Raw genomic sequence first — 25,327 nt, 5'->3', positions numbered from 1 at the left:
GTCTCGGCCTCGATGACCGTGCGCGACGGCGCCGTCCGCTCCCACAGCACCGCCCCGACGCACGCCGTGACGACCCAGCCGGCGCCACTGATGCCGCACCACGTGAGCAGCGCCATCGCCACGCCGATCGGCCCGAAGTCGTCCCACCCGCGTAGCAGCGGCGGGAAGATCATCCGGGCGGCCAGCGGCAGGATGGTGCCCTCGATGACGACGCCCGCCAACCCCGCGAGCAGCAGCGCACGCCAGGCGCGGCCGCCGTCGCGCACGAGGAGCGCCGGGGTGATCGTCCAGAAGATCCAGACCGGGATCAGCGACACGGCGAAGAGCAGAATCTGACTCCACCCGTGGTGCTCGGCACCGAACGCGATCCGTTCCCGGACCCCGATCATCGTCAGATACAGGACGAACCACGTCACGCCGCGCCACAGCTTGCCGCCCCAGCCGAACGGTTCGCGGCGCCAGGCCTTGGCAAAGATGCCGGCAATGGTCATCGACATCGGGATGCCCCACACCAGGAAGCTCGCGACGCCGAAGAACGTCCAGTTGGACCGCAGACCCGACGCGCGGCCGAAGGCGGCTCGGACATGATCGGTCAGCGGCGACGCCAGACCGAGCTGCCGACTCACCACGACGCCGGGGCTCGCGCTGTCGGCGAACCCGGTGAGATAGCTGAAGCCGATGATCGCCAGCGGGATGACCGTGGTGAACAACTGCACCGACACCACGGTGCCCAGCGTGCCGCCGTCGATCTCGGTGAAGCGGTTCACGACGGCGACAATGGGCCGCAGCTGACGCAGCTCGGCCAGCTGCCGGTAGCGGTCTTCGACGCGCTGCCGCATGGCCGGCGATTCGGCGTCGTCGCTCATGCTCCCCCTTCTACGGACCCGGGCATTGTGCCCGGTCGGGGGTGCTCTGCGCGCCGGAACGGCGTGCGGCTCGGGTCAGACGGACTTCGTGACGCCGTAGTAGGCGACGATGTCGTCGGTGTCCGAGGTGGAGCTGGTCAGCACCGCGTACGACCGCAGGAACGACTGACCGACGCAACCGTCGACCTTGACGTGGGTGTCCTTGAGCGTGATGCGCACCGGCGCCGACTTGAAGGACTTCTTGTCGACCGGCACCTGGGTCACCGTGCCCGGCTTCGGGTGGATCTCCACGGTGCCCGACATCGGGACGCTCACGCCGGTGGGCAGCAGGCCGGCCAGGGTCGACCCGGAGGTGGCGATACCGATCGACCCGACCAGACGCACCTGGCCCAGCTCGATACCGCAACCGATCTGGTAGCCGGCCTCCAGCGTGCCACCGTTGAGGGTGGTCTTGCCCTTGCCGGTCACGGTCCCGGTGAATGTGCCGCCCACCAGGTATTCACGCGAGCTGACCGCGGTGGTGAGCGGTGCGACGGGCAGTTCGGTCTCGTTCTTGGCAACGACGGTGAGCACCCAGCCGTCGGGCGTCGTGACCGTCGCCGGTTCTTCCGACGCCACCACACCGGTGTCCGGCGGCGGGCCCTCGTCACCGACAGGCGCAGGGTCGGCGTACGCAGCGGTCGCTGCCCCGAACGGGAGCACCATGCCCACAGCAGCAACCACAGCAAAACGCTTCAACATGAACTCCGTACGCCTCTCAACCTGCATAGCCAAAGGAATCACACAGTTGTTTCGCAGATACAGCCGTGGGTAAAGGTTTTGACTCACGTGAGTCGAAACACAAGCCATAGGCTGAGGCGGTGTCCGATCTCGTACTGACGCAGGTCATCGACCGCGTCGCGCTCATCACGGTCAACGATCCCGACCGCCGCAATGCGGTGACCGCGGAGATGTCCGCCGGCCTGCGGGCCGCGATCAACGCCGCTGAGGCCGACCATGGCGTGCACGCCGTGGTCGTGACCGGCGCCGGGAAGGCGTTCTGCGCCGGCGCCGACCTGACCGCGCTCGGCGCCGCGACGGTCAACGGCCTGCGGGTCATCTACGACGGCTTCCTCGCGGTGGCCGACTGCACGCTGCCGACCATCGCCGCGGTGAACGGCCCGGCCGTCGGTGCCGGGCTCAACCTCGCGCTCGCCGCCGATGTCCGGATCGCCGGGCCCGGGGCGGTCTTCGACCCACGGTTCCAGAAGCTCGGGATTCACCCGGGCGGCGGCGCGACCTGGATGCTGCAGCGGGCCATCGGTCCGCAGGCGGCGCGGGCGGCGCTGTTGTTCGGCATGAAGTTCGACGCCGACGCCGCATTGCGGCACGGCCTGGCGCTCGAGGTCGCCGACGATCCCGTCGCCGCGGCGTTGGCGTTGGCCGCCGGTCCGGCGGCGGCGCCGCGTGAGGTGGTGCTGGCGACCAAGGCCTCGATGCGCGCGACGGACCATCCCGGCGTCCTGGACCACGAGCAGCACGCGAAGGCGGTCGACATCGAGATCGTCCCGCAGGCGGCGTCGATCGAGTCACCGGAATTCGCCGCCCGCCTGGCTGCCGCCAAGCAGCGCTGATCAGCTCTAGGCGTCGAGGAGCGCGAGTTCGGGCGCCTCGATGAGCGCCCGCAATTCGCCGAGGAAGGCGGCCGCCCCGGCGCCGTCGGCGATCCGATGGTCGAAGGCGCACGTGAGCGTCATGGTCGGTCGCGCCACCACCTCGCCGTCGCGCACGACGGCCCGCGGTTTGAGTGTCCCCATGCCGAGGATCGCCGCCTCCGGATAGTTGATGACGGGGACGCCTTCGTCCAGACCCAGCGCGCCGAAGTTCGACACGGTGAACGTCGAGCCATGCAGTTCAACGGGTTTCAGCGTGCCGTCGCGAGCGGAACGGATCAGTCCGTCCACCGCCCAGGCCAGGTCGCGGGTGGAGAGTCGCTCGGCGTCCCGGACCACCGGCACCAGCAGCCCACGCGATGTCGCGACACCGATGCCGAGGTGCACCGACTCGTGAAGGTGCACGCTCGCGCCGTGTTCGGCCGGCACCCAGGTGGCGTTGAACTCGCGGTGGTGCCGCAGCGCGATGGTCAGCAGCCGCAGCGTCAGCACGAACGGTGTGACGGTGGCATCGGCACCGGCCAGGGTGTCGCGAACCCGCAGCAACTCGGTGCAGTCGACCTGAACCGATGCGTGCGCGTCCGGTATCTCCTTGCGTGACATCGCCATCCGGCGCGCCATCTCGGCCTGCACGCCGCTGACGGGAACGAAGTCGGTGTCGCCGGTCTGGTGCGCCGAGGCCAGCACGTCCTGGCGCGTGACGATGCCGTTCGGGCCCGACGGCGCCACCCCGGTCAGGTCGACGTTCAGGTCGGCCGCCAGCTTGCGCACCCGCGGCTTGGCCCGGGGCCGGCGGCGGGTGGTATCGAGATCGGCGTCCGCGCCGTAGCCCACGAGCACGGGTTTGCGTTGTGGCGAAGTAGCTTTCGGCTCCTCGGCCTTCGGCACTTCGGTTTTCGGCTGCTCGGCTTTCGGCTCGGCGGGCTCTGCGGCCGCCGGCGCGTCGGTGGCGATGCGGACCAGCACGGCGCCCACCGCGAGCGTCTGCCCTTCGGCCCCACCGAGTTCGGTCACCACGCCGGCGTACGGGCTGGGGATCTCCACCGCCGCCTTGTTGGTCTCGACGGTGCACAACACCTGATTGAGTTCGACGGTGTCCCCCACCGCCACGGCCCACGACGTGATGGTGGCGTCTTCCAATCCCTCACCCAGGTCGGGGACCAGGAAGTCGTGTGTCGCGGTCATGGCTGGCTCATCGCCTTGTGCACGCAGTCCAGCAGCCGGTCGACACCGGGCAGCCACAGTTTCTCCAGCCGGGCCGGCGGATACGGCGTGTCGAATCCGGTGGCGCGCAACACGGGTGCCTCCAGGTCATAGAAGAGTTCTTCGGAGATCCGGGCAGCCAGTTCGGCGCCGAACCCCAGGGTGCGCGGCCCCTCGTGCATGATCACCGCGCGTCCGGTCTTGCGGATCGATGCCGCGATGGTGTCGAAGTCGAGCGGGTTCAGCGACCGCAGGTCGATGACCTCCAGGTCATGGCCGTCGGCGAGATCCGCTGCGGCCAATGCGGTGTCGACGAGCGAACCGTAGGTGATGACGGTGACGTCGCGCCCGGTGCGCCGCACCGCGGCCTGCCCGATGGGTGGCGCCGGCCGACTGGTGTCCAGCTCACCCTTGGTCCAGTACCGGCGTTTGGGCTCCAGGAAGATCACCGGGTCGCGGGACGAGATGGCCTCGCGCAGCAGCCAGTAGGCGTCCGACGGCGTCGACGGGATGACGACCTTCAGCCCGGCGGTGTGCAGCCAGTACGACTCGGTCGACTCCGAATGGTGTTCCACCGCACCGATACCGCCGAACGACGGGATGCGGATGGTCACCGGCATGTCGACATCGCCATGGGTACGCATCCGGTACTTCGCAAGGTGGCTGACGATCTGGTCGAACGCCGGGGCCGCGAACCCGTCGAACTGGATCTCCGGTACCGGCACCAGGCCCCGGATCGCCATGCCGATCGCGATGCCGACGATGGCGGACTCCGCCAGCGGCGTGTCGAAACACCTTGTTTCGCCGAAGGTTTCGTGCAGCCCGTCGGTGACGCGGAACACCCCACCCAACTGTGCAACGTCCTCACCGAACACCAGCACGCGATCGTCGGCGGCCATGGCGTCACGGAGCGCGCGGTTGATGGCCTGCACCATCGACAATGTGGTGATCGTGGCGATTTCCCCCGCCGGCCGCCCCGGCTCGTCGGGCTCGGCGTCACCGGACCACGACGGCCGCTCGATGAGCTGCGTCATGTCAACCCTCCCAATCCAATTCGGCCAGCAACGCGTCGCGCTGCCGGGCCAGTTCGGGTGTGATGTCGGCGTAGACGTTGTCGAACAGGTCCGCGACGTCGAAGTCCGGTGCCGTCAGCACCGCCTCGCGCAGTTCGGCGCGCAGCCGCCGGGAGCGGTTCTCGACGTGCTGGTGCAGCCGGGGCGTCCACACCCCGACCCGCTCCAGGTACGTCCGGTAGCGCGTGATCGGATCGCGTGCCTCCCAGTGCTTCAGCTCGTCGGGGTCGCGGTAGCGGGTCGGATCATCGGAGGTGGTGTGCGGCCCCATCCGGTACGTGACGGCCTCGATCAGCGTCGGCCCGTCGCCCGCGCGGGCACGCTGCGCCGCCTCGGACATCACCGCGTAGCAGGCCAGCACGTCGTTGCCGTCGACCCGGATGCCGGGCATGCCGTAGCCGATGGCGCGGTGCGCGATCGACGGTCCCGCCTGCTGCCGGTGCACCGGCACCGAGATGGCCCACTGGTTGTTCTGCACGAAGAACACGCAGGGCGCCGACGTGACGGCCGCGAAGTTGAGTGCTTCGTGCATGTCGCCTTCGGAGGTGCCGCCGTCGCCGATGAACGCCACCGTCACCGAGTCCTCACCGAGCCGCTGCGCCGCCATCGCCGCGCCGACCGCGTGCAGGCCGTGCGAGCCGATGTCGATCGACAGTGGCGCGCAGTGTTTTTCGGTGAAGCCCAGGCCGCCGTGCCAGCGGCCCCGCCACACCGCGCTGATCTGGGCGGGGGTGATGCCGCGGACCAGCAGGGCGCCGAGTTCCCGGTACTGCGGGAACAGCCAGTCGGTCTTGCGCAGACAGGCCGCGGCGCCCACCTGTGCGGCTTCCTGTCCGCGGCACGAGGCGAACAGCGCGAGTTCACCCTGTCGCTGCAGATTGACGAATTCGACGTCGAGGTCGCGGGTGACGACCATCTCCTCGTACAGCCAGCCCAGCGTCTCGGGCGGCAGGTCGCGGCGATATCGCGCGTCGGAGGTGGGCGCGCCGTCGGGCGCGACGAGTTGCACGGGCTCGAGGTCCACCCGGTTGTCCAGGCCAGGGACCGTCACGTCAGCCATACCGCCTCCTTTCGGTGACGGCATGTTCGGCCGTCAGTCCGCGAGAAGCTCAGCGCGGTGGCGACCAGGGCAACCCCTCAGGTGGTGAGGGTCGCCGGCCGATGCCGGGGTGTGGCACCAGTCGGATGATCCGCTCTGCTCGCCGCAGTGCTGGGGCATCACCGCCATTATGCGCCCGAAGGCCATCCGGCCGCGGTTATCGCAGGTAACAGACTGAAGACGTGTCGCAGCGGCCGGTCGGGCCGGCGGCAATACGGCCAACTTGTAGCCCGAACGTATGAATTCGTTGTCATTTGCGCTGGTGACACGCGAATCGGCCCGGAGTCTGTCGTTGCCGCGTGCTACAACCATCGCATCATCAACGTGGCAGTGCCAGAAGCGAGAAACCGATGAGACGTCCGAACCGCGCCGGCCCCAACGTCGCCCGAGCGTCAGCCGCGCCCGCACCCTGACCGCATACGTACGGCAGTCCCATCATGTTTGACACCGGCACAGGCGCGGCACGCCGCAACTTCCTCCAGCACGCGATGCGGGTCAGCCTGTTCATGCGGCACGGCGGGGCATTGGTGGTGTACGTCGTGGTGCTGGTCTCGGCGCCGCGCATCAGCCTGGCCGGCGTCGCGTTCGCCGGTCTGGCCGGCGCCTGGTCGCTGTACCGGTTGCTGACCCGCTCCGCAACGCCCCGCATCCTCGCGATCGACTACGTCGTCACGCTCGCCGCCTGCCTGGTCCTGCCTGTCGCGGCTGCCGACGACCGGGCGTGCCCGTCGACCTGCGCGCCGATCGCGATCGCCGGTACGGCCATCGCGAGCTTCACGGTGTTCGAACCGCTGCTGAACACGGCGATGACCGCGGGCGTCGTTGCCGCGCTCGCCGCCGGCGCGGCGTCGGTCGGCGGTATCCACGACAGCGACCAATGGGTCAACGTCTACTACTTCGCATTGTTGTGGGTGGCATCGACGCTGATCCGCTTCTTGACGGTGCACGTGGCCGAAAGGGTCGACGTCGCCCGCGCCGAGCGGCTCGCTGTCGAGCTCCGCCAGAAGGTCAACGCCGCCGTGCGCGACTACGACCGCGAGCAGATGCGGCTGCTCCATGACACCGTCGCCTCGACCCTGCTGATGGTGGGTACCGGCACCGCCTTGTCACCCGAGCGCGTCGCCGCCCAGGCACAGCGCGACCTCCGCGTGTTCACCGAGACATCGCACACGCCCGCGCCGCCGGCCGATCTCGTTGCCGCCCTGCGTGATCACGCTACCCACACCACGACGCCCGTGAGTTATGCCGGGGTGACCGCGATGTGGGTGGACGGCGCGACGGCGGCGACCATCGCGGCCGCCGCGCGCGAAGCTCTGACCAACATCGACCGGCATTCCGGCGCCACGGCGGTCACCATCACCGTGCATCTCGGCCGGATCCAGATCGCCGACGACGGGCATGGATTCGATCTGACCCGGCCGACGCGGGGGCACGGCATCGCAGACTCGATCATCGCCCGCATGCAGCAGCTCGGCGGTGTCGCGGAGATCATCACGCAGCCCGGGCAGGGCACCACGGTCGAATTGCGTTGGCCCACATCAATACCGGCCAGTGCCGACCCAGCGCCGGACCCGGAGCGGCTCATCGAGCGGGCACACATGGGCTACGGACTGGCACTGGTTGCCTACGGCCTGGCCAACCTGCTGGTGACCGTGCCCTCATCCCTGAAGTTCGCGGCATACCCGTATCTGCAGTGGTCCCTCATCGTCGTGACGACGGCGGCGACGCTGTCCGCGATCCCCCGGGTCATGGGCCGGGCCTATCCGCGGGCACGTTTCGGCATCATGATCCTCGTCGTTGTTGCGCTGGTGCAGTCGATCTCGATGCCGATCAAAGACCTCGACCCCCGGCTGCAGTGGGCACAAGGCGCGATCGGCTGGTGTGTGCTGCCGCTGCTGCTCAGTGTCCAGCTGCGCTACGCCGTTGGTGTCCTGGTGTGGTGCTGGGTCGTCCCCGCCGTCTACGCGATCATTCGGAATCCGTCGGTCCACACCGTCGTCGACCTCGGATACGACACGGCGAGTGTCCTCGTCGCCCAACTGTGTGCTCTGGTCGTCGCCGACATGATCCGGCGTTCTGCCGCAGCCGCTTCCGCCGAGACCGAAAGTCACATGCGCCTGACTGCGGCAGCACACATCGCCGACGCCGTGCAGGAGGAATACGACCGCCGCTACGCGGACCTCGCCGCCACCATCCAGCCGCTGCTGTCGACCCTTGCCGACGGAGAACCGGTCGATGCCGAGACACGGCGCCGCGCACAACTCGAATACCAGCGGCTGCGTACCCTTTTCGACCAGTCCTCGAGCTTCGAGCACGTACTGCTTCGCGAACTGCGCCCACGCATCGACGCCGCCCAGAATCGCGGCCTGGCCGTTTCCGTGGACGTCCAGGGCACACTGCCGGCCATGGATGTCCCCACTGCCCGGCGGTTGGCCCGGCTCATCGACCAAATTCTCCACGCAGCCGCCTCGCCGGCCCGCATCACCGTCGCCGCCGAAACGGCGGCAGTCGAACTCAGCGTCATGTGTCAGCGGGCTGAGCACGCCGATTTGCCGACGAAATCCAGTGTCGACGACGAAGATGAATTCGACCTGACCACCCTCGATGACACGGTGTGGATCACCGTGCGCCACCCACTCCCAGAAAGACCGACCGATCATGTCCGCGCCGGCCAACCCATCTGAGCCTCTGGCCATCGCCGTTGTCGATGACCACGACGTCATCCACACCGGCGTCTCGGCATGGTGCGCCCAGGCCGACCCACCCATCCGCGTCGCATCCGACCATCTCGACGCCGAGTCGTTCCTGGCGGTCTACCCCAAGGCCGACCACCAGCTGGCCGCGGTCATCCTGGATCTCGAACTGCGCAGTCGCCAGCCCGATTTCGATGCGGTCGCCGCCATCGTGGACGCGGGACACGCGGTGATCGTCTACTCGCACCTCGAGAACTCCGAGGTGATCCTGCGTTGCCTGGCCATCGGGGTGGTCACCTATCTGGCCAAGAGCGAAGGCCAGGGCCACCTCATCGAGGCCATCCGCGCGGCCAGCACCCACGAGCCGTACGTCGGTCCCCGCATGACCGCGGCCATCTGCTCGGACACCGACTCCGGCCGGCCCGGGCTCACCAAGCGCGAACGTGAAGTGCTCAAGGCCTGGTTTCAGACCGAGAGCAAGGACATCGTCGCCAAGCGCCTGCACCTCGCGCCGACCACCGTCCGGACCCACCTGCAACGCGTTCGCGCCAAGTACGCCGCCGCGGGGCGCCCGGCGGCCACCAAGGCCCAACTGGTCGCCCGTGCCGTGCAAGACGGCATCCTCAGCGTCGAGGACCTGTAGCTCCTACGGCGCCAGGGCGACGATGCGTTCGGCGCGGCGCAGCACCGGCATGTCGACCATCAGGCCGTCGTACTGGAACACGCCGCGCTCGCGGGTCGCGGCATCGAGTACCGCACGCGCCCAGGCGATCTCCTTCTCGGTCGGCGCGTAGCCGTTCCGGATGACCGCGACCTGCGTCGGGTGGATGGCCACCTTGGCGTCGAAACCGACGGCCACGGCGTCGTCGACCTCGGCCCGCAGGCCGTCCAGGTTCTTGATGTCGAGGTAGACCGAGTCCAGCGCGAGCTTGCCGAAAGCCTTGGCGGCCAAGAGCGATTGCGACCGGACGTGCTTGGCCACATCGCGGTAGCTGTCGTCGGGCCAGCGGTTCGCGGTACCGCCCAGCACCGCGAACAGGTCCTCGGCGCCCCACATGACGGCGTAAGTGTTCTCGACGCGGGCGGTCTCGGTGACGGCGAGCGCACCGCGCGGCGTCTCCACCAGCACCACGACGTCGAGCGGCGCGAGCGCCCGAACCTGTTCGGCCGACTCGGTTTTGGCGAGCATCACCGTGGTGTACGGCGTCTTCGCCAGGGCCTCCAGATCGAGCGGGTGATCGGCGGTGTCCGACGGGTTCAAACGCACCACCGTCCGCGCCGGGTCCAGCGGGGTGTCGATGAGCGCCTGGCGAGCCGCCGGCCGATCCTTCGCGGCGCAGCCGTCCTCCAGGTCGAGGATCACCACATCTGCTGCGGCGGCGGCCTTTTCGAACCGCTCAGGACGGTCCGCGGGGCAGAACAGCCAGCCGGGTCCCGGGGCGGTCAGGCTCATGACGGCTGCTCCGCGGGGCGCTTACGGACCATGGTCTTGCGTGTCGCCGTGGCGACGATGTCGCCGTGCTGGTTGCGACCGGTGTGGGCGAACGTGACGATGCCCTCCCCCGGCCGGCTCTTGGACTCGCGCTTCTCGATCACCTCGGACTCGGCGTACAGCGTGTCACCGTGGAAGAGCGGCCTGGGGAACGCGATGTCGGAGAAACCGAGGTTCCCGACGATCGTGCCCTGGGTCAGCTGAGCGACCGACAGGCCGACGAGCGTCGACAGCGTGAACATCGAATTCACCAGCCGTGCATGGAACGGCGGCAGCGCATCGGAGAACGCGGCGTCCAGGTGCAGCGCCTGCGTGTTCATGGTCAGCGTGGTGAACAGGACGTTGTCGGCCTCGGTGATGGTGCGGCCGGGCCGGTGCTGGTAGATGACGCCCGGCTGGAACTCCTCGTACCAGAGCCCGCGCTGCTCGATGACCCGCTTCTCGGTCACAGCCCGGCCTCACGCGCGATCAGCATGAGCTGAACCTCCGTTGTGCCCTCACCGATTTCGAGGATCTTCGAATCGCGGTAGTGCCGGGCGACCGGGTACTCGTTCATGAAGCCGTAGCCACCGAACACCTGGGTGGCGTCGCGGGCGTTGTCCATCGCGGCCTCGCTGGCGATCATCTTGGCGATGCAGGCTGCCTTCTTGAACGGCTTGCCCGCCAGCATCAGCGCCGCGGCGTCGTAGTAGGCGGTGCGGGCGACGTGGGCGCGGGCCTCCATCCGGGCGATCTTGAAGGCGATGGCCTGGTAGCCACCGATCTTGCGGCCGAACGCTTCCCGCTCCTTCGAGTACTTGACGCACTCGTCGACACAACCCTGCGCCACACCGACCGACAGCGCGGCGATGGCGATGCGGCCCTCGTCGAGGATGCGCAGGAAGTTGGCGTAGCCGCGGCCGCGCTCGCCGAGCAGGTTCTCGACCGGCACCCGCACGTCGTCGAAGCTCAGCGGATGGGTGTCCGAGGCGTTCCAGCCGACCTTGTCGTAGGCGGGCTCGGCGGTGAAGCCCGGCGTCGGCACCGGCACCAGGATCGACGAGATCTCCTTGTGCCCACCGGGCAGTTCGCCGGTCACGGCCGTGACGGTCACCAGCTTGGTGATGTCGGTGCCGGAGTTGGTGATGAACTGCTTGGAGCCGTTGATCACCCAGCTGTCGCCGTCCAGCTTGGCGGTGGTCTTGGTCGCGCCGGCGTCGCTGCCGCCACCGGCCTCGGTCAAGCCGAAGGCGCCCAAGGCCTTTCCGCTGGCCAGCTGCGGCAGCCATTCCTGCTTCTGCGCCTCGGTGCCGAAGCGGTACACCGGCATCGCGCCCAGACCGACGCCGGCCTCCAGCGTGATGGCGACGCTCTGGTCCACCTTGCCGAGTTCTTCCAGCGCCAGGCAGAGGGCGAAGTAGTCGCCGCCCATGCCGCCGTACTCCTCGGGGAACGGCAGGCCGAACAGGCCCATCTCGGCCATCCCGTCGATGACCTTGTACGGGAAGGTGTGGTCCTTGTCGTGCTGCGCGGCCACCGGCGCGACGACCGTCTGCGCGAATTCCCGGACCGTCTTGGCCAGTTCGGCGTAGTGGTCCGGCAGGGTGCCGGTCGAAATGAAGTCGCTCATTTGGTCTCCTCGGTTGCTGCGGTAATCCGGGCCAGCGGCTGGCCCACTTTGACCTGATCGCCCACGGCGACAAGTAATTCCACGGTGCCGTCGACCGGCGACGACAGCGCGTGTTCCATCTTCATGGCCTCGACGGTGACGACGACGTCACCACTACTCACCGTCGACCCGTCCGCTATGCCCACGGCCACGACGGATCCGGGCATGGGACTGACGATCTCGGCGTCGCCGCTGTGTTCGTCGTCGGCCCGGACGGGCGCCTCACGCACGTCCTCGATGACGGTCGTGCGGCCGGCTCCGGCCAGCCACAGCCGGTGGTCCTCGACGGCGGTCAGGTATTCGGTGCGCAGGCCGTCAACCGTGACGATCAGCCGGTCACCGTCCAACGATGCTGTGACGCTGCGTGGTTCGCCGTTTTCGATGCTTGCCGTGGCGGCTGCGGGAGTACCGGTGAGGTGGACGTGGTCGGTCCGGTCGCCGGCCCGCAGCCGGATGGTGGTCGGTGCGTGCTCGCCGACCCGCCAGCCCGTCGGGGTGGCCCACAGCTCGCCGGCGTCCGCCCAGCTGTGCAGCCAGCGGTACGCGGCTGCGGCGATGAACTCGTCGTCGCCGGCCTGCGCGGCGACGTAGTCGCCCGTGCGGCGGTCCAGCAGTCCGGTGTCGAGGCGTCCGGCGATGACGTCCTCGTCGGCCAGCAGGAACCGCAGGAAGTCGATGTTGGTACCGACACCCAGCACGGCGGTATCGGCCAGCGCCCGGTCCAGGCCGCGTCGCGCCGACTCCCGATCCGGCCCGTACGCAATGATTTTCGACAGCATCGGGTCGTAGTCGCTGCCGATCACCGAACCGGCCCGGATACCGGAATCCACCCGCGCTTCGGCGGGCTCGGCCAGTGCCAACACGGTGCCACCCGTGGGCAGGAAGTCGTGCGCCGGGTCTTCGGCGTACACGCGGGCCTCGATGGCGTGGCCTGTCAGCGTGATGTCGTCCTGCGCCATCGGCAGGGCCTCACCGGCCGCCACCCGCACCTGCAGTTCGACGAGGTCGATGCCCGTGACCAGTTCTGTCACCGGGTGTTCCACCTGAAGACGGGTGTTCATCTCCATGAAGAAGAACTCGTCGGGCCGGTCGGCGGAGACGATGAACTCGACGGTGCCGGCGCCGCGGTAGTCGACGCTGCGGGCGGTGTCGCACGCGGCCGCACCGATGCGGTCCCTCGTCGCCTCGTCCAGTACGGGCGACGGCGCCTCTTCGATGACCTTCTGGTGCCGGCGCTGCAGACTGCACTCACGCTCGCCGAGATGTACGACGTTGCCGTGGCTGTCCGCGACGACCTGCACCTCGATGTGCCTGGGGTTCAACACGAATCGTTCGATGAACAGGGTGTCGTCGCCGAATGCCGAGGCGGCCTCGCGACGGGCCGAGGCCAGCGCGGCCGGCAACTCGGCCGCCGCATGCACGACGCGCATGCCCTTGCCGCCACCACCGGCGGACGGCTTCACCAGAACCGGGAACCCCACCTCGGGGGCGCCGGCGATGAGCTCCTCGTCGGTGAGACCCGGACGCGAGATGCCCGGAACCACCGGCACTCCGAACGCCGACACCGCTGCCTTGGCGGTGATCTTGTCGCCCATGGTGCCGATGGCTTTGGCCGGCGGCCCGATGAAGACGATGCCCGCGTCGTGCAGGGCGGCGGCGAATTCGGCGTTCTCCGAAAGGAATCCGTAGCCCGGGTGCACGGCCTGTGCGCCGGTGCGCCGCGCCGCGTTCACGATGGCCTCGATGCTGAGGTAGCTCTGCCGGGCCGGGGCTGGCCCGATGTTCACCGCGACGTCGGCCTCGAGGACATGCCGGGCACCGGCGTCGGCGTCGCTGAACACCGCGACCGAGCGAATCCCCATGGCCCGCAACGTCCGGATGACGCGGACCGCGATCTCGCCACGGTTGGCGACCAGGACCGTATTGAAGGTTTTCATGTCACATCCTGAATACGCCGTAGGACACAGGCTCGAGCGGAGCCTGCGCGACAACTGAAAGAGCCAGTCCCACCAGGGTTCTGGTGTCAGCCGGGTCGATGACGCCGTCGTCCCAGAGCCGGGCCGTCGAGTAGTAGGGGTTGCCCTGATCTTCGTACTGCTGGCGGATCGGGGCCTTGATTGCCTCTTCCTCCTCCGGCGTCAGTTCACCGCGCACGGTGGCCAGCACCGAGGCGGCCTGCTCGCCGCCCATCACCGAGATGCGGGCGTTGGGCCACATCCACAGGAACCGCGGCGAGTACGCGCGGCCGCACATCGAGTAGTTGCCCGCGCCGTACGAGCCGCCGATGACGACGGTCAGCTTCGGCACCCGGGCACACGCCACCGCGGTGACCATCTTGGCGCCGTGCTTGGCGATGCCGCCGGCCTCGTAGTCGCGGCCCACCATGAAGCCGGAGATGTTCTGCAGGAACAGCAGCGGCACCGACCGCTTGTCGCACAGTTCGATGAAATGTGCACCCTTCTGGGCGGATTCACCGAACAGCACGCCGTTGTTGGCGATGATGCCCACCGGGTGGCCGTGGATGCGCGCGAAGCCGGTCACCAGCGTGGTGCCGTATTCGGCCTTGAATTCGGTGAATTCGCCACCATCGACGATGCGGGTGATGACCTCGTGCACGTCGTACGGCACCTTGGAGTCGATCGGTACGACGTCATAGAGCTCGGTCTGGTCGCACACCGCGTCCACCGTCGGGGCGATGTCCCACGGCGCCTGCGCGCGCGGCCCGAACGTCGCGGCGATGCGGCGCACGATGCGCAGCGCGTCGCGGTCGTCGTGCGCCAGGTGGTCGGTGACGCCGGAGACCTTGGAGTGCAGGTCGCCGCCACCGAGGTCCTCGGCCGAAACCACTTCTCCGGTAGCGGCTTTCACCAGCGGCGGGCCGCCCAGGAAGATGGTGCCCTGGTTGCGGACGATGACGGCCTCGTCACTCATCGCGGGGACGTACGCGCCGCCGGCGGTGCAGGAGCCGAGCACCGCGGCGATCTGCGGGATACCGCGCGCCGACATGTTGGCCTGGTTGAAGAAGATGCGGCCGAAGTGTTCGCGGTCGGGGAACACCTCGTCCTGGCGCGGTAGGAACGCGCCGCCGGAGTCGACCAGGTAGATGCACGGCAGCTGGTTCTGGCTGGCGATCTCCTGCGCCCGCAGGTGCTTCTTGACCGTGATCGGGTAGTACGTGCCACCTTTCACGGTCGCGTCGTTGGCGACGATCATGCATTCGCGGCCCGACACCCGGCCGATGCCGGCGATCATCCCGGCGCCCGGGCATTCGTCGTCGTACATGCCGCCCGCGGCCAGCGGTGCGATCTCCAGGAACGGACTGCCCGGGTCGAGGAGTCCGTTGACACGGTCGCGCGGCAGCAGCTTGCCGCGACCGACGTGACGCTCGCGGGAGCGCTCCGATCCCCCGAGAGCAGCGGTGGCCAGCTTGCCCTTGAGCTCGGCCACCAGCGCCAGGTGCTGCTCGCGATGCGATACCCGTTGGGAAACGCTCGGCGACATCGTCGCTCCATTTCACTTGAGTTAATGGCGAATAACCGAACGCGATGTTAGTCTTCATTAACTGAGATGTCCAGACCGGGTTGGAGGTGTCGATGACGGCATCAGCGTCAGACGCCGAAACACCGCGTAGCAGAGCCAAATCCGACCGGCGCGGCCAACTCGTCGCCGCCGCCGAACGACTCTTCGCCGAACGCGGCTTCCTGGCCGTCCGTCTCGAGGACATCGGCGCCGCGGCCGGCATCAGCGGGCCCGCGATCTACCGCCACTTCCCCAACAAGGAAGCGCTGCTGGTCGAGCTACTGGTCAGCGTCAGCGCCCGGCTGCACGCCGGCGGACGTGCCGTGGTCGCCGAATGCGACGACCCCGCCGACGCCCTCAACGGCCTCATCGAGTTCCACCTCGACTTCGCGCTCGGCGAATCCGACCTGATCCGGATCCAGGACCGCGACCTCAACAACCTTCCCGACGCCGCCAAACGGCAGGTGCGCCGCTCACAGCGCCAGTACGTCGAAATCTGGGTGGACGTCCTGCGCCGGCTCGACCCGTCACGCAGCGAAGCCGACGCCCGCACCATGGCGCACGCCGCATTCGGGCTCCTGAACTCGACGCCGCACAGTGTCAGCGCGGGCGGCGCCCGCAAGCAGGAGGAATCCTCACGCGCCGTGCTGCGCGCCATGACAGTCGCGGCACTGGCCCCGCACCGCTGAACGCACCCGCCGCAACGTCACCGCGTCCCCTCACCCGCCGCAGGTACCCTGCAAACATGAGGTGGGCATGACCGGATCGCGCGACGACGGGCTGGACGCCACCAAGAAACTCCCGGCCATGCCGACGGCCGGGTACCAGACCGACGCCTTCACCGATCCCTACGGTGTCACCGCACCGCCGAAGGCCCGCCGCCACAAGTGGCTGTTCCCGCTGGCCGGCGCGGTGCTGATCCTGGCCCTCTGCACCGTGATCGCACTGGTCATCGTCAACAGCTCCGAACAACAGACCCTGGTCGCACCGCCGCCGCTGCCGGTCCCGACGCAGGACCCGATGACGTCGTCGACGACCGTGACGACCACCACGACGCCCGAGAGCAGCGAGCCCAGCGAAGCCGTCAGCCCGCCCGCCGCGGCCGCGCCCCCGGACGACGAGAGCGGTGACACCGAAGCCGTGCTGTACGCCGTGATCGGCAACGGCCGGGCCGTGAGCATCACGTATGTCGACACCGGCGGGGTGCTCCAGACGGAGTTCAACGTGCCGCTGCCGTGGACCAAGGAAGTCCAGCTGAACCGGCCCGCCGCACGGTCGGCCAGCGTCAGCATCGTCAACGCCGGACGCGGCATCGCCTGCACCATCTCGGTCGACGGCACCCAGATTCAGCAGCGGGAAGGCGCCGGCCTCACGGTGTGCCGGCAGTCCGGCAAACGCGGCCGCACGCACGGGCACTAACGCCGGGCCGGCACCTTCACCAGCAGCATCCCGACCAGCCCGATCCCCAGGACCGTGCACAGGCCGCCCAGGCCCGCCCGCGTCGTCGCGAAGATGTCGATGAACATCGAGAACAACCACGGCGACAGCACGTGCGCCGCCCGGCCCGTGGTGGTGTAGAGCCCGAAGGCCACGCCCTCCTTGCCGTCCGCCGAGATGCGCAGCATCAGGTTCCGCGACGCCGACTGCGTGGGGCCGACGAACAGGCACAGCGTCAGGCCGCAGATCCAGAACGCCAGCGGGCGGGACAGGAACATCAGTGTGATGCCCACGGCGACCATCGCGGTCAGTGAGCCGACGATGACGCGCTTGGAACCGATCCGGTCGTCGAGCATGCCGCCGAGCGCCGCACCCAGAGCCGCGATGGTGAACGCACCGGCCCCGAACAGCGGCACGCTCGTCGGCGCCAGCCCGTAGACGCTGACCCCGACCACCGGACCGAAGATCGAGATGCCCGTCAGGCCGTCGCGGAAGACGGCGCTGGAGAGCAGGTAGTAGACGACGTTGCGGTCGCGGCGCCACTCGCCGACGACCTCCGTCCACAACCTGCGGTAGGCGCCGAAGAATCCGACGCCCGGCGTGCCGTCGTGCAGCGGCGACTTCACCGTCAGCAGCAACGGCAGCGCGAAGATGGCGAACCACGCCGCGGCCGCCAGGACCGCATACCGGTCCGGTTTGCCGTCCGAGTTCGGCACACCGAGTAGGCCCAAGGTGTCGCCACTACCGGACTTGAGCCCCACGAAGACCAGGAGCAGCAGCACGACGCTGCCGAAAAACCCTGCCGCCAAGCCGAATCCGGAGACGCGACCCGACGTCAGCGGCGTCGACAACTGGCGCAGCATCGCGTTGTACGGGACGGTCGCCAGATCCATGCACGCCGCGGTGCAGGCCAACAACGCCAGGCCGATCCACAGATAGTGGTGGTCGGGCCTGATGAACGTCATCGATGCCGTCAGCACCACCACGGCGCCCGTGAGCGCCGCGAGCGCCCGCCGTCGCCGGTACGCGGCGTCGACCATCACGCCCGTCACCGGGGCCAACAGCGCCACCGCGATGCCCGCCACCAGCACCGCGCGCCCCAGCCAGCTCTCGGGCGTCGTCGGGCCCGGCAGGCCTTTGCCGACTTCCGAGATGAGATAGATGTTGAAACCGAAGGTCGTCACGATCGCGTTCACGCCCGTGGCACCGGAGTCCCACAGCGCCCAGGCGGCGACGCGGCCCCGGTCGACGGGCGGGACGTGGCTGCTCAAGGCCCGTCGATTCGCTCGGCAAGCCTCGCTCATGCCGCCACTCTATTGGTCCCTACGATTGCACCCATGCCCGTACCCGCTCCCAGTCCCGACGCCCGCGCCGTCGTCACCGGCGCCTCGCAGAACATCGGTGAAGCGCTGGCCACCGAACTCGCCGCCCGCGGCCACCACCTGATCATCACGGCCCGCCGCGGCGAGGTGCTGGCCGAGGTCGCCCAGCGCATCACCGACAAGTACGGCGTCACCGTCGAGGTCCGGGCCTGCGACCTGACCGACCCCGCCGACCGCGACAAGCTCTGTGCGGAACTCGCGGAGCGCAACATCTCGATCCTGTGCGCCAACGCCGGCACCGCGACGTTCGGCGCCGTCGCCGACCTGCCCGCGGCGGGCGAGAAGGCCCAGGTGCAGCTCAACGTCCAGGGCGTGCACGACCTGGTGCTCGCCGTCCTGCCCGGCATGATCGCGCGCAAGGGCGGCGGCATCCTGATCTCCGGTTCGGCCGCCGGCAACTCCCCGATTCCGAACAACGCGACCTACGCCGCGTCCAAAGCTTTCGCCAACACCTTCAGTGAGTCGCTGCGCGGTGAGCTCAAGCCGCACGGCGTCAACGTCACGCTGCTGGCACCCGGACCCGTGCGCACCGAGCTGCCCGACCCGTCCGAGCAGTCACTGGTCGAGCGACTGATCCCCGACTTCCTGTGGATCGACACCGAGTACACCGCCCGGATTTCGCTGGACGGCCTCGAGAAGAACAAGATGCGCGTCGTCCCGGGCCTGACCTCGAAGGCCATGTCGGCCGCCAGCGGCTACGCCCCGCGCGCGATCGTCGCGCCGATCGTCGGCGCCGTCTACAAGAAGCTCGGCGGGTCGTAAAGCCGGCGGCCGCGCCGAGAGGGACCAAATGGCTGCTTTTGGCGGCCGCCAACGACCGTTTGGTCCTTCTCGCCGCGCCCCGATTTACCTGCGGCGGGACGTGCCGAACAGGCTGCGGGTGATCTCGCGGCCGGCCACGGTCGCCGCCGAGCGCAGGAAGCTCTTGAACGCCGAGCTCTGCAGGACCTCCGACACCATGCCGGATCCTTCGGCCTCCACCTCGACGCGGCCGGATGCGGTGAGGTCGGGCTCTTCGGCCGGGGCGGGAGCGGGCGCCGCGTCCGGGGCCGCAGGCGGCGCGTCTGCCGGCGCCGGCTGCGCGGACAGCCGCTCGTGCGCGGAGTCGCGGTCGACCGTCGCCCCGTAGGTCGCTTGCAGCGGGCTGGCCTTGGCGGCGGCAGCAATGGCGTCGGGGCCGATGGTGCCCATCAGCGACCGTGGCGCGCGCAGCCGGGTCCACGCCACCGGGGTCGGCGCACCCACCTCGGACAGCACCGTGACGACGGCCTCACCGATCCCGAGCGACGTCAGCGCCGACTCCAGGTCGTAGACGGTTGTCTTCGGGTAGGTCCGGACCGTCTTCGTCAGGGCCTTCTGGTCGTCCGGGGTGAAGGCCCGGATCGCGTGCTGCACGCGCGCACCCAGCTGGCTGAGGACGTCGTTGGGAATGTCGGTGGGCAGCTGGGTGCAGAAGAAGACGCCGACGCCCTTGGAGCGGATCAGCTTGACGGTCTGCTCGACCTGATCCAGGAATGCCTTGGACGCGTCGGCGAACAGCAGATGCGCCTCGTCGAAGAAGAAGACCAGCTTCGGCTTGTCCGCGTCACCGATCTCCGGCAGCGTCGAGAACAGGTCGGCCAGCACCCACATCAGGAACGTCGAGAACAACACCGGACGCGCGGCCTGGCTGCCCAGCTCCAGCAGCGTGATGATGCCGCGGCCCTGTGGGTCCACACGCATCAGGTCCTCGGGCTTGAGCTCGGGCAAACCGAAGAACGTGTCGCCGCCCTCGGCCTCCAGGTTGATCAGCGCACGCAGGATCACGCCCGCGGTGGCCGGCGACACCGCACCGAGCGCCTTGAGTTCCTCTTTGCCCTCATCACTGGTCAGGAACTGGATGACACCACGCAGATCCTTCAGGTCATCGAGGAGCAGACCCTTCTGGTCGGCCCAGTGGAAGATCAGCCCGAGTGTCGACTCCTGAGTCTGGTTGAGCCCCAACACCTTCGACAGCAGAATGGGCCCGAAGCTGGTGACGGTGGCACGCACCGGGACGCCGGTGCCCGTCGTCCCCAGCGACAGGAACTCGACCGGGAAGGCCGTGGGCGTCCAGTCGTCGCCGGTGTCTTTCGCACGCTGGGCGGTCTTGTCATTGGCGGCGCCCGGCTGCGCGAGCCCCGACAGGTCGCCCTTCACGTCGGCCATCACGACCGGGACCCCGGCGGTCGACAACTGCTCGGCGATGACCTGCAGCGTCTTGGTCTTGCCGGTACCGGTCGCGCCGGCGATGAGGCCGTGCCGGTTGATGGTGGCCAGCGGAATCTTGACCTGAGCACCGGCGTCGACGGTCCCGTCGACGACGACCGCGCCCAGGTTCAGCGCTTGGCCGGTGACGGCGTAACCAGCGGCGATCTGCTGCGCGGGGGATGCACTCGAGTCAGTCGTCATGCGCCTGACCCTACTTCGTCAGGTCACTGGTGGCCGGGTATGGACACCCCGTTGAGCGCCTGGGAATAGTCTGGAACACCGTGCGTGACGAACTGGTATGGATCGACTGCGAGATGACGGGGCTGGATCTCAAGTCCGACCGACTCATCGAGATCGCGGCATTGGTCACCGACAGCGACCTGAACGTGCTCGGCGAGGGCGTCGACGTGGTGATCCACACCGACGACGCCGCACTCGACGGCATGGCCGATGTGGTGATGAAGATGCACACCCGCTCGGGCCTGATCAACGAGGTGCGGACCTCCACGGTCACCCTCGAAGAGGCCGAGCAGATGGTGCTGGACTACATCCGCGGCCACATCGGGCAGGCGAAAACCGCTCCCCTGGCCGGTAATTCGATCGCCACCGACCGTGGCTTCATCGCCCGCGACATGCCGCGTCTCGACGACTTCCTGCACTACCGGATGATCGACGTCAGCTCGATCAAGGAGCTGTGCCGCCGCTGGTACCCGCGCATCTATTTCGGGCAGCCCGACAAGGGGCTGGCGCACCGCGCCCTCGCCGACATCCACGAATCCATCCGCGAGTTGAAGTACTACCGCGGCACCGCGTTCGTACCCGCTCCCGGCCCGTCTACCAGCGAAATCGCGGCCGTCGCCGGCGAGCTGGGCCCGCCGACGAACGACGCCGTGGAGACCGATTCGGCTTAGCGGGCCTAAGCGGTTAGTATCTACGACGCTGCTTCTGAGAAGCGGCAATGGTGGCTGTAGTTCAGCTGGTAGAGCACCAGGTTGTGATCCTGGGTGTCGCGGGTTCGAGTCCCGTCAGCCACCCCGAGGTAGAACATCGCCTCACCTGCACGTAGCGGGTGAGGCGATGTTTGTTTTCCGGGGGTTGTGCGCTCGGCTGGCACAGTGGTGGGCGTGGGTGATGCGATCGAGTTGCATGCGTCCTGCCTCGAAGGGCCTCGAGTTCGCCTGCGCAAAGCACGCGACGACGACGCCGAGGGCCTGATCGAAACGCAGACCGACGAGCGGGTGCGCCGGTATCTGGGCGGACCGCGACCTGTCGGCGAAGTGCGCGCCGTGCTCGAAGGGGTCGGCGCGGCAACGCTATTGGCAGCCCCCGGCTGCTACATCGCAACCGCCAGGGATTCCGACGACATGCTGGGCACGGTGACGTTGAGCCGCCGTCGCAACGACGTTCCCGGCCACCTGGACCCCGATGGCGACGAACTCGAGCTGAGCTACGTCTTCCGGCCGCACGCGTGGGGTCAGGGCTATGCGAGCGAAGCTACGCGGCTACTGCTGGAGTACGCGGCCGGCGAGCTGGACGATCAACCTGTCCTGGTCATCACCCAGACCGCCAACCGCGCCTCGCTCCGGCTGGCCGAGCGCCTCGGGTTCAATGTCGTCGCGACGTTCGAGCAGTACGACGCCGAACAGGCGCTGGCGACCGCTCGGCTGGCCGCGTTCCTTCGCACCGAAGCCCTTCGCGTCGACTCCTAGGGTCAGCCGGGCACCTGGTCCAGGAAGCCGTGCACCGTCCGGATGCGTCCGTCGGCGTCGGTCGCGAGCACGTCGAACCCGATGATCGGCGGCTGCTCCCCCGCAGGCCCCAGGCCCCACTGGAAGCGGGCCTGATTGTGGTGGCTGTCCGGGCCGCTGACGAGCGAGAAGACGAAACCGGGGAATTGGGTGTGGACCGCGCCGATCACCTCGGAGATGGCGTCGTGACCCGCGACGTCCGCCATCGGATCGGTGTACGACGCCTCGGATGCCCAGTGGTCGTCGAGCAGCGCCTTCCGTTCAATCGGATCGGTGGCGTTCCACGTCTTCAGGTAGGCGGTGACGATGTCGTTCATGCTGACCTCTTTCGTGTCGGGGTGGTCAGCTCAAAGCTTGGCGGCCGAGTCGAGGCAAGTCGATTACTTTGCAGGTAATGATGTTGTGCCGCTTGGGTTTTCGTCGACACCGCCACCACGGGCGCCACCAGGCCGGCGTTGACGCTGCGGCGATGGCGTAGAGCCGGCCCGAAAACGACGAAAGCCCCCTCCCGAAGGAGGGGGCTTTCGTATCTGTGCGCCGTCAGGGTTTCGAACCCCGGACCCGCTGATTAAGAGTCAGCTGCTCTACCAACTGAGCTAACGGCGCGCGAGAGAGACCTTAACAGCCCGATGGCCGCAGGGTGAAATCGTATGGTCAGCGGGGTTTCCGGGCCCCGATCGCGGGTATCCGCACCGGGTCGGACGGCCCGATGGACCCTCCACGCAGCCCTGGAGGTGTCCAACATCACACGCGATGGACTCGCCGCCCGCCTGCGCACCACCGGACCCGGCCGAAACCCGCACCACCACAGCGAATCCCGGCCGAACAGTAGCCACTGCACACCTGTCAAGATCCTGTATCCACACACGATCGTCAATAGCGGACCGATGCCAAAACTCCGCCAGAAATCACATAGACCTGCAATTTTGTGACGAACCACCGAAAAACAAAGTTAGCTGAAACCACGTATGATGGTGTAGAAATGTAAGTGACGATGACTGAAGGGAGTTAGCTGATGACACCCATCGCCGGTGCGACCTACGCGGCGCCGAGCGCCGACGTGGCGGCAGCGGCCGACGGCACCCCGGTCATCGTCCATAACTGCACCCGGCTGGGCCGGGTCGCGAATCCCCCGCGCAGCTGGCTGCCAGGCTGGCTGACGCCGCGGCGCGGGAACTAGAAAAGTCGCGTTATCCGCGAATCTTGCGGATAACCACCACCAGCACCACGACGCCGAGTCCGGCGAACGTTGCGATGACCGCGGGCTTGGACGCGATCGCGATGGCCTTGGCCTTTGCGTCGTCGGCCAGTCGCTGGGGGTTCGCCCGCTCCGCGAGGGCGTCCACCGTCAACGCCAACTGATCGCGTGCACGATCGATTTCCTGCTTGATCTCGTCAGGATTCCGGTCAGCCACTTCAGCCCTCCAGCTCGCGTTGCTCCTTGGCGCTCTACCCTAGAGCAGCTTGCCGCAACAGCAACGCCTGGCCGACAGAAGGGACCTCCCGGTGGCACCGACCCCGCGACTCGAAGTGGGCGACAAAGCCCCCGCATTCAGCCTGCCCGACGCCGACGGCAACACCGTGAAGCTGTCGGACTACAAGGGCCGCAAGGTCATCGTGTACTTCTACCCCGCGGCCTCGACGCCGGGTTGCACCAAGCAGGCGTGCGATTTCCGCGACAGCCTGGCCGAACTCAACGAGGCGGGGCTCGACGTCATCGGCATCTCGCCCGACAAGCCCGAGAAGCTCGCCAAGTTCCGCGACAACGAGGGTCTGACGTTCCCGCTGCTGTCGGATCCCGATCGCAAGGTGCTCACCGCCTACGGCGCCTTCGGCGAGAAGACGATGTACGGCAAGACCGTGCAGGGCGTCATCCGCTCGACGTTCCTCGTGGACGAGAAGGGCAACATCGAGGTCGCGCAGTACAACGTCAAGGCCACGGGCCACGTGGCCAAGTTGCGACGGGACCTGTCGGTCTGACAGCCGCGCCATGCGGTGCCCGGCTGAACGAGCCGAGCCGGGCACCGCATGGCGGCCCGCCCAACCACGTGTGACAGCTGTGTGGCCATTCGGCCAATCGTTGTCTCCACCGGCGTTCTGCAATCAGCCGCAGATACGTTCAGGTGCAAGACTTTTGGCGTGACGCACAACATCCACATCCGCACCGTCGACAGCAGCATCCGCTACCCGCACGCGCTGAGCTATGGCGAGAAGGACCAGATTCTCTGGGTCCAGATCGGCGAAGACGCCGACCATTCGGACACCATCTACTTCAGCCCGTCCTACTGGCAGCAGTACTCCGTCGACCCGCACAGTGAAGACCCGCTCGATCTGGACTTCGACGAGGACGACGAAGACGACGAGGACGACGACGAGTAGAACCTCGGCGCCGGGGTACGGCGTTTCGTACCCCGGCCGCACCGGATAGACCGGGCGCCGGCTTCGACCATCCCGGCGTCCCGCTCTGGCACACTCGACCCGTGGCCGCGCCCGACGTCCGTTTCCGCCGCCTCGCCGAGCAGGTGGCCGACGAGTTGCGCCGGCGCATCCTCAGCGGTGACCTCCCCGACGGCAGCGTGTTGCCCACGGAGGATGAACTGCTCACCGAGTTTCCGATCAGCAAGCCGTCGCTGCGCGAGGCGATCCGAATCCTGGATGCCGAGGGCCTGCTCAGCGTGCGACGCGGCAAGCTCGGCGGCTCGGTGGTGCACCGGCCCAGCGCGAGCAACGTGGCCTACACCATGGGTTTGGTTCTCGGCGCGAACCAGGTGAGCCTCGGCGACGTCGGCTCCGCCTTGCAGCAGGTGGAGCCGGCCTGCGCGGCGTTGTGCGCGCAGCGTTCCGACCGCAAGACCGCGGTGGTGCCGGTCCTTCGGCAGATCCACGCCGAGTCGGTCGAGTCTGTCGAGGATCTGGTGGCAGTGACCTCCGCGAGCCGGCGCTTTCACGAGGCGCTGGTGCAGCACTGCGGGAACGAGACCATGATCATCCTTGCCGGTGCCCTGGAGAAGCTGTGGTCGTCGCACGAGCTGAACTGGTCACGGCAGTTCACCGACCATGCCGGCATTCCGGTCGACGAGCGCCGGGCCGCGCTGGAGGATCACCGCACGCTGATCGATGCCATCGAAGCCGGCGACGCCGAACGTGCGAGGGAATTGGCCGCGACGCATCTGCTCGATGCCCAGCATTACCCCGGTTCGGCGGGGGTGGTCGACCCGGCGATGGTGCGCACCCGCACGCGATCTTCGTGAATCCTTGACAATGTGCGCGCTTATTTTCATATGAT

The 25,327-nt window shown here is 68.2% G+C and carries 26 protein-coding genes and 2 tRNA genes; 14 read left to right on the top strand and 14 right to left on the bottom strand.

Annotation, left to right across the window (positions count from 1 at the left end; genetic code table 11):
- Positions 1-12: 12 nt before the first annotated feature.
- Positions 13-336 carry a hypothetical protein gene (locus ACJH6J_RS17460; RefSeq protein WP_346414333.1) on the top strand — a complete coding sequence of 108 codons (324 nt, stop codon included), beginning with the start codon at positions 13-15 and terminating at the stop codon, positions 334-336.
- A gap of 605 nt (positions 337-941) precedes the next feature.
- Here ACJH6J_RS17460 and ACJH6J_RS17455 read toward each other — a convergent pair.
- The gene (locus tag ACJH6J_RS17455; RefSeq protein WP_212812362.1) at positions 942-1,607 is read right to left on the bottom strand and encodes an MspA family porin; all 666 of its coding nucleotides are present in this window, start codon (positions 1,605-1,607) and stop codon (positions 942-944) included.
- A gap of 119 nt (positions 1,608-1,726) precedes the next feature.
- On the opposite strand from ACJH6J_RS17455, the gene ACJH6J_RS17450 reads away from it, so the two are divergent.
- A complete protein-coding gene (locus ACJH6J_RS17450; RefSeq protein ID WP_212812363.1) occupies positions 1,727-2,479 on the top strand; it encodes an enoyl-CoA hydratase in 753 nt (250 codons plus the stop codon).
- Between the two features lie 6 nt (positions 2,480-2,485).
- On the opposite strand, the gene ACJH6J_RS17445 is transcribed toward ACJH6J_RS17450, so the two are convergent.
- The 3 genes from ACJH6J_RS17445 to pdhA are packed head-to-tail and all read right to left on the bottom strand — an operon-like array spanning position 2,486 to position 5,854.
- Positions 2,486-3,703, bottom strand: coding sequence for a dihydrolipoamide acetyltransferase family protein (locus ACJH6J_RS17445; RefSeq protein ID WP_406804284.1), 1,218 nt, complete (start codon positions 3,701-3,703; stop codon positions 2,486-2,488).
- Positions 3,700-4,755, bottom strand: coding sequence for an alpha-ketoacid dehydrogenase subunit beta (locus tag ACJH6J_RS17440; RefSeq protein WP_406784730.1), 1,056 nt, complete (start codon positions 4,753-4,755; stop codon positions 3,700-3,702). The genes ACJH6J_RS17445 and ACJH6J_RS17440 overlap by 4 nt, the downstream gene beginning before the upstream one ends.
- 1 nt (position 4,756) lies before the next feature.
- Entirely contained in the window at positions 4,757-5,854 is a 1,098-nt protein-coding gene (pdhA, locus tag ACJH6J_RS17435; protein ID WP_406784729.1) for a pyruvate dehydrogenase (acetyl-transferring) E1 component subunit alpha, read from the bottom strand.
- A gap of 476 nt (positions 5,855-6,330) precedes the next feature.
- On the opposite strand from pdhA, the gene ACJH6J_RS17430 reads away from it, so the two are divergent.
- Positions 6,331-8,577, top strand: coding sequence for a sensor histidine kinase (locus ACJH6J_RS17430; protein WP_406804283.1), 2,247 nt, complete (start codon positions 6,331-6,333; stop codon positions 8,575-8,577).
- On the top strand, positions 8,552-9,229 hold the full coding sequence (locus ACJH6J_RS17425; RefSeq protein ID WP_406804282.1) for a DNA-binding response regulator: 678 nt from the start codon (positions 8,552-8,554) through the stop codon (positions 9,227-9,229). Before ACJH6J_RS17430 ends, ACJH6J_RS17425 begins: the two co-directional genes overlap by 26 nt.
- A gap of 3 nt (positions 9,230-9,232) precedes the next feature.
- On the opposite strand, the gene ACJH6J_RS17420 is transcribed toward ACJH6J_RS17425, so the two are convergent.
- Genes ACJH6J_RS17420 through ACJH6J_RS17400 form a run of 5 tightly spaced genes read right to left on the bottom strand, consistent with a single transcriptional unit; the run spans position 9,233 to position 15,227 of the window.
- A complete protein-coding gene (locus tag ACJH6J_RS17420; RefSeq protein ID WP_406804281.1) occupies positions 9,233-10,039 on the bottom strand; it encodes an HpcH/HpaI aldolase/citrate lyase family protein in 807 nt (268 codons plus the stop codon).
- Complete coding sequence (locus ACJH6J_RS17415) at positions 10,036-10,527, bottom strand: MaoC family dehydratase (protein WP_073696760.1); 492 nt, start codon at positions 10,525-10,527, stop codon at positions 10,036-10,038. The genes ACJH6J_RS17420 and ACJH6J_RS17415 overlap by 4 nt, the downstream gene beginning before the upstream one ends.
- Positions 10,524-11,687, bottom strand: a complete 1,164-nt coding sequence (locus ACJH6J_RS17410; RefSeq protein ID WP_073696761.1) for an acyl-CoA dehydrogenase family protein — start codon at positions 11,685-11,687, stop codon at positions 10,524-10,526. Before ACJH6J_RS17410 ends, ACJH6J_RS17415 begins: the two co-directional genes overlap by 4 nt.
- Complete coding sequence (locus ACJH6J_RS17405) at positions 11,684-13,663, bottom strand: acetyl/propionyl/methylcrotonyl-CoA carboxylase subunit alpha (protein ID WP_212812371.1); 1,980 nt, start codon at positions 13,661-13,663, stop codon at positions 11,684-11,686. The genes ACJH6J_RS17410 and ACJH6J_RS17405 overlap by 4 nt, the downstream gene beginning before the upstream one ends.
- A 1-nt stretch (position 13,664) precedes the next feature.
- Positions 13,665-15,227, bottom strand: a complete 1,563-nt coding sequence (locus ACJH6J_RS17400) for a carboxyl transferase domain-containing protein (RefSeq protein WP_212812372.1) — start codon at positions 15,225-15,227, stop codon at positions 13,665-13,667.
- A 92-nt stretch (positions 15,228-15,319) separates the two neighbouring features.
- On the opposite strand from ACJH6J_RS17400, the gene ACJH6J_RS17395 reads away from it, so the two are divergent.
- Together ACJH6J_RS17395 and ACJH6J_RS17390 are read left to right on the top strand one after the other, a co-directional pair.
- Entirely contained in the window at positions 15,320-15,934 is a 615-nt protein-coding gene (locus ACJH6J_RS17395) for a TetR/AcrR family transcriptional regulator (RefSeq protein ID WP_212812373.1), read from the top strand.
- A gap of 67 nt (positions 15,935-16,001) precedes the next feature.
- Positions 16,002-16,664 carry an MmpS family transport accessory protein gene (locus ACJH6J_RS17390; RefSeq protein ID WP_212812374.1) on the top strand — a complete coding sequence of 221 codons (663 nt, stop codon included), beginning with the start codon at positions 16,002-16,004 and terminating at the stop codon, positions 16,662-16,664.
- On the opposite strand, the gene ACJH6J_RS17385 is transcribed toward ACJH6J_RS17390, so the two are convergent.
- Positions 16,661-17,986: an MFS transporter gene (locus ACJH6J_RS17385; protein ID WP_406804280.1), complete on the bottom strand. Its 1,326-nt coding sequence runs from the start codon at positions 17,984-17,986 to the stop codon at positions 16,661-16,663. The genes ACJH6J_RS17390 and ACJH6J_RS17385 overlap by 4 nt on opposite strands.
- A gap of 33 nt (positions 17,987-18,019) precedes the next feature.
- Between ACJH6J_RS17385 and cmrA the strand changes: the two genes are divergently transcribed.
- A complete protein-coding gene (gene cmrA, locus ACJH6J_RS17380) occupies positions 18,020-18,826 on the top strand; it encodes a mycolate reductase (protein WP_406804279.1) in 807 nt (268 codons plus the stop codon).
- A gap of 84 nt (positions 18,827-18,910) precedes the next feature.
- Here the strand turns inward: cmrA and ACJH6J_RS17375 are convergent, their stop codons facing one another.
- Positions 18,911-20,494, bottom strand: a complete 1,584-nt coding sequence (locus ACJH6J_RS17375) for a helicase HerA-like domain-containing protein (RefSeq protein ID WP_406804278.1) — start codon at positions 20,492-20,494, stop codon at positions 18,911-18,913.
- Positions 20,495-20,574: 80 nt separating this feature from the next.
- Here ACJH6J_RS17375 and orn point away from each other — a divergent pair, with 80 nt between their 5' ends.
- The 3 genes from orn to ACJH6J_RS17360 all read left to right on the top strand — a co-directional run bounded on the left by orn (position 20,575) and on the right by ACJH6J_RS17360 (position 22,002).
- Complete coding sequence (gene orn, locus ACJH6J_RS17370; protein WP_020102265.1) at positions 20,575-21,204, top strand: oligoribonuclease; 630 nt, start codon at positions 20,575-20,577, stop codon at positions 21,202-21,204.
- 50 nt (positions 21,205-21,254) lie between these two features.
- Positions 21,255-21,327: transfer RNA gene (locus ACJH6J_RS17365), tRNA-His, on the top strand.
- An 81-nt stretch (positions 21,328-21,408) separates the two neighbouring features.
- Positions 21,409-22,002 carry a GNAT family N-acetyltransferase gene (locus tag ACJH6J_RS17360; RefSeq protein WP_406804277.1) on the top strand — a complete coding sequence of 198 codons (594 nt, stop codon included), beginning with the start codon at positions 21,409-21,411 and terminating at the stop codon, positions 22,000-22,002.
- A 2-nt stretch (positions 22,003-22,004) separates the two neighbouring features.
- Here the strand turns inward: ACJH6J_RS17360 and ACJH6J_RS17355 are convergent, their stop codons facing one another.
- Positions 22,005-22,358: a nuclear transport factor 2 family protein gene (locus ACJH6J_RS17355; protein ID WP_406804276.1), complete on the bottom strand. Its 354-nt coding sequence runs from the start codon at positions 22,356-22,358 to the stop codon at positions 22,005-22,007.
- A 216-nt stretch (positions 22,359-22,574) separates the two neighbouring features.
- A tRNA-Lys gene (locus ACJH6J_RS17350) sits at positions 22,575-22,647 on the bottom strand.
- 409 nt (positions 22,648-23,056) lie between these two features.
- Between ACJH6J_RS17350 and ACJH6J_RS17345 the strand changes: the two genes are divergently transcribed.
- Positions 23,057-23,221, top strand: coding sequence for a hypothetical protein (locus ACJH6J_RS17345; protein ID WP_318985580.1), 165 nt, complete (start codon positions 23,057-23,059; stop codon positions 23,219-23,221).
- Positions 23,222-23,231: 10 nt separating this feature from the next.
- Here ACJH6J_RS17345 and ACJH6J_RS17340 read toward each other — a convergent pair whose 3' ends face one another.
- Positions 23,232-23,456: a DUF3618 domain-containing protein gene (locus ACJH6J_RS17340; RefSeq protein ID WP_020102269.1), complete on the bottom strand. Its 225-nt coding sequence runs from the start codon at positions 23,454-23,456 to the stop codon at positions 23,232-23,234.
- A 91-nt stretch (positions 23,457-23,547) separates the two neighbouring features.
- Between ACJH6J_RS17340 and bcp the strand changes: the two genes are divergently transcribed.
- The 3 genes from bcp to ACJH6J_RS17325 all read left to right on the top strand — a co-directional run bounded on the left by bcp (position 23,548) and on the right by ACJH6J_RS17325 (position 25,292).
- Positions 23,548-24,021, top strand: a complete 474-nt coding sequence (bcp, locus tag ACJH6J_RS17335; RefSeq protein WP_029119327.1) for a thioredoxin-dependent thiol peroxidase — start codon at positions 23,548-23,550, stop codon at positions 24,019-24,021.
- Positions 24,022-24,180: 159 nt separating this feature from the next.
- Entirely contained in the window at positions 24,181-24,420 is a 240-nt protein-coding gene (locus ACJH6J_RS17330; protein ID WP_406804275.1) for a hypothetical protein, read from the top strand.
- Positions 24,421-24,521: 101 nt separating this feature from the next.
- Positions 24,522-25,292 (top strand): FCD domain-containing protein, encoded by a 771-nt coding sequence (locus ACJH6J_RS17325; protein WP_318985582.1) that lies wholly within the window; start codon positions 24,522-24,524, stop codon positions 25,290-25,292.
- Positions 25,293-25,327 lie beyond the last annotated feature (35 nt).

This window comes from Mycobacterium sp. SMC-18, from assembly GCF_045310895.1.
Classification (GTDB): domain Bacteria; phylum Actinomycetota; class Actinomycetes; order Mycobacteriales; family Mycobacteriaceae; genus Mycobacterium.
This window is presented reverse-complemented; position numbering and strand designations above follow the sequence as displayed.

Bases quoted from the DNA above. Each gene is read 5' to 3' on its own strand.
- ACJH6J_RS17400 (WP_212812372.1), bottom strand. From the start codon at position 15,227: ATGTCGCCGAGCGTTTCCCAACGGGTATCGCATCGCGAGCAGCACCTG.
- ACJH6J_RS17385 (WP_406804280.1), bottom strand. From the start codon at position 17,986: ATGAGCGAGGCTTGCCGAGCGAATCGACGGGCCTTGAGCAGCCACGTC.
- ACJH6J_RS17410 (WP_073696761.1), bottom strand. From the start codon at position 11,687: ATGAGCGACTTCATTTCGACCGGCACCCTGCCGGACCACTACGCCGAA.
- ACJH6J_RS17345 (WP_318985580.1), top strand. From the start codon at position 23,057: ATGACACCCATCGCCGGTGCGACCTACGCGGCGCCGAGCGCCGACGTG.
- ACJH6J_RS17355 (WP_406804276.1), bottom strand. From the start codon at position 22,358: ATGAACGACATCGTCACCGCCTACCTGAAGACGTGGAACGCCACCGAT.
- ACJH6J_RS17445 (WP_406804284.1), bottom strand. From the start codon at position 3,703: ATGACCGCGACACACGACTTCCTGGTCCCCGACCTGGGTGAGGGATTG.
- ACJH6J_RS17425 (WP_406804282.1), top strand. From the start codon at position 8,552: ATGTCCGCGCCGGCCAACCCATCTGAGCCTCTGGCCATCGCCGTTGTC.
- ACJH6J_RS17420 (WP_406804281.1), bottom strand. From the start codon at position 10,039: ATGAGCCTGACCGCCCCGGGACCCGGCTGGCTGTTCTGCCCCGCGGAC.
- ACJH6J_RS17390 (WP_212812374.1), top strand. From the start codon at position 16,002: ATGACCGGATCGCGCGACGACGGGCTGGACGCCACCAAGAAACTCCCG.
- ACJH6J_RS17375 (WP_406804278.1), bottom strand. From the start codon at position 20,494: ATGACGACTGACTCGAGTGCATCCCCCGCGCAGCAGATCGCCGCTGGT.
- ACJH6J_RS17460 (WP_346414333.1), top strand. From the start codon at position 13: ATGACCGTGCGCGACGGCGCCGTCCGCTCCCACAGCACCGCCCCGACG.
- cmrA (WP_406804279.1), top strand. From the start codon at position 18,020: ATGCCCGTACCCGCTCCCAGTCCCGACGCCCGCGCCGTCGTCACCGGC.
- ACJH6J_RS17430 (WP_406804283.1), top strand. From the start codon at position 6,331: ATGTTTGACACCGGCACAGGCGCGGCACGCCGCAACTTCCTCCAGCAC.
- ACJH6J_RS17405 (WP_212812371.1), bottom strand. From the start codon at position 13,663: ATGAAAACCTTCAATACGGTCCTGGTCGCCAACCGTGGCGAGATCGCG.
- ACJH6J_RS17440 (WP_406784730.1), bottom strand. From the start codon at position 4,755: ATGACGCAGCTCATCGAGCGGCCGTCGTGGTCCGGTGACGCCGAGCCC.
- ACJH6J_RS17455 (WP_212812362.1), bottom strand. From the start codon at position 1,607: ATGTTGAAGCGTTTTGCTGTGGTTGCTGCTGTGGGCATGGTGCTCCCG.
- ACJH6J_RS17395 (WP_212812373.1), top strand. From the start codon at position 15,320: ATGACGGCATCAGCGTCAGACGCCGAAACACCGCGTAGCAGAGCCAAA.
- pdhA (WP_406784729.1), bottom strand. From the start codon at position 5,854: ATGGCTGACGTGACGGTCCCTGGCCTGGACAACCGGGTGGACCTCGAG.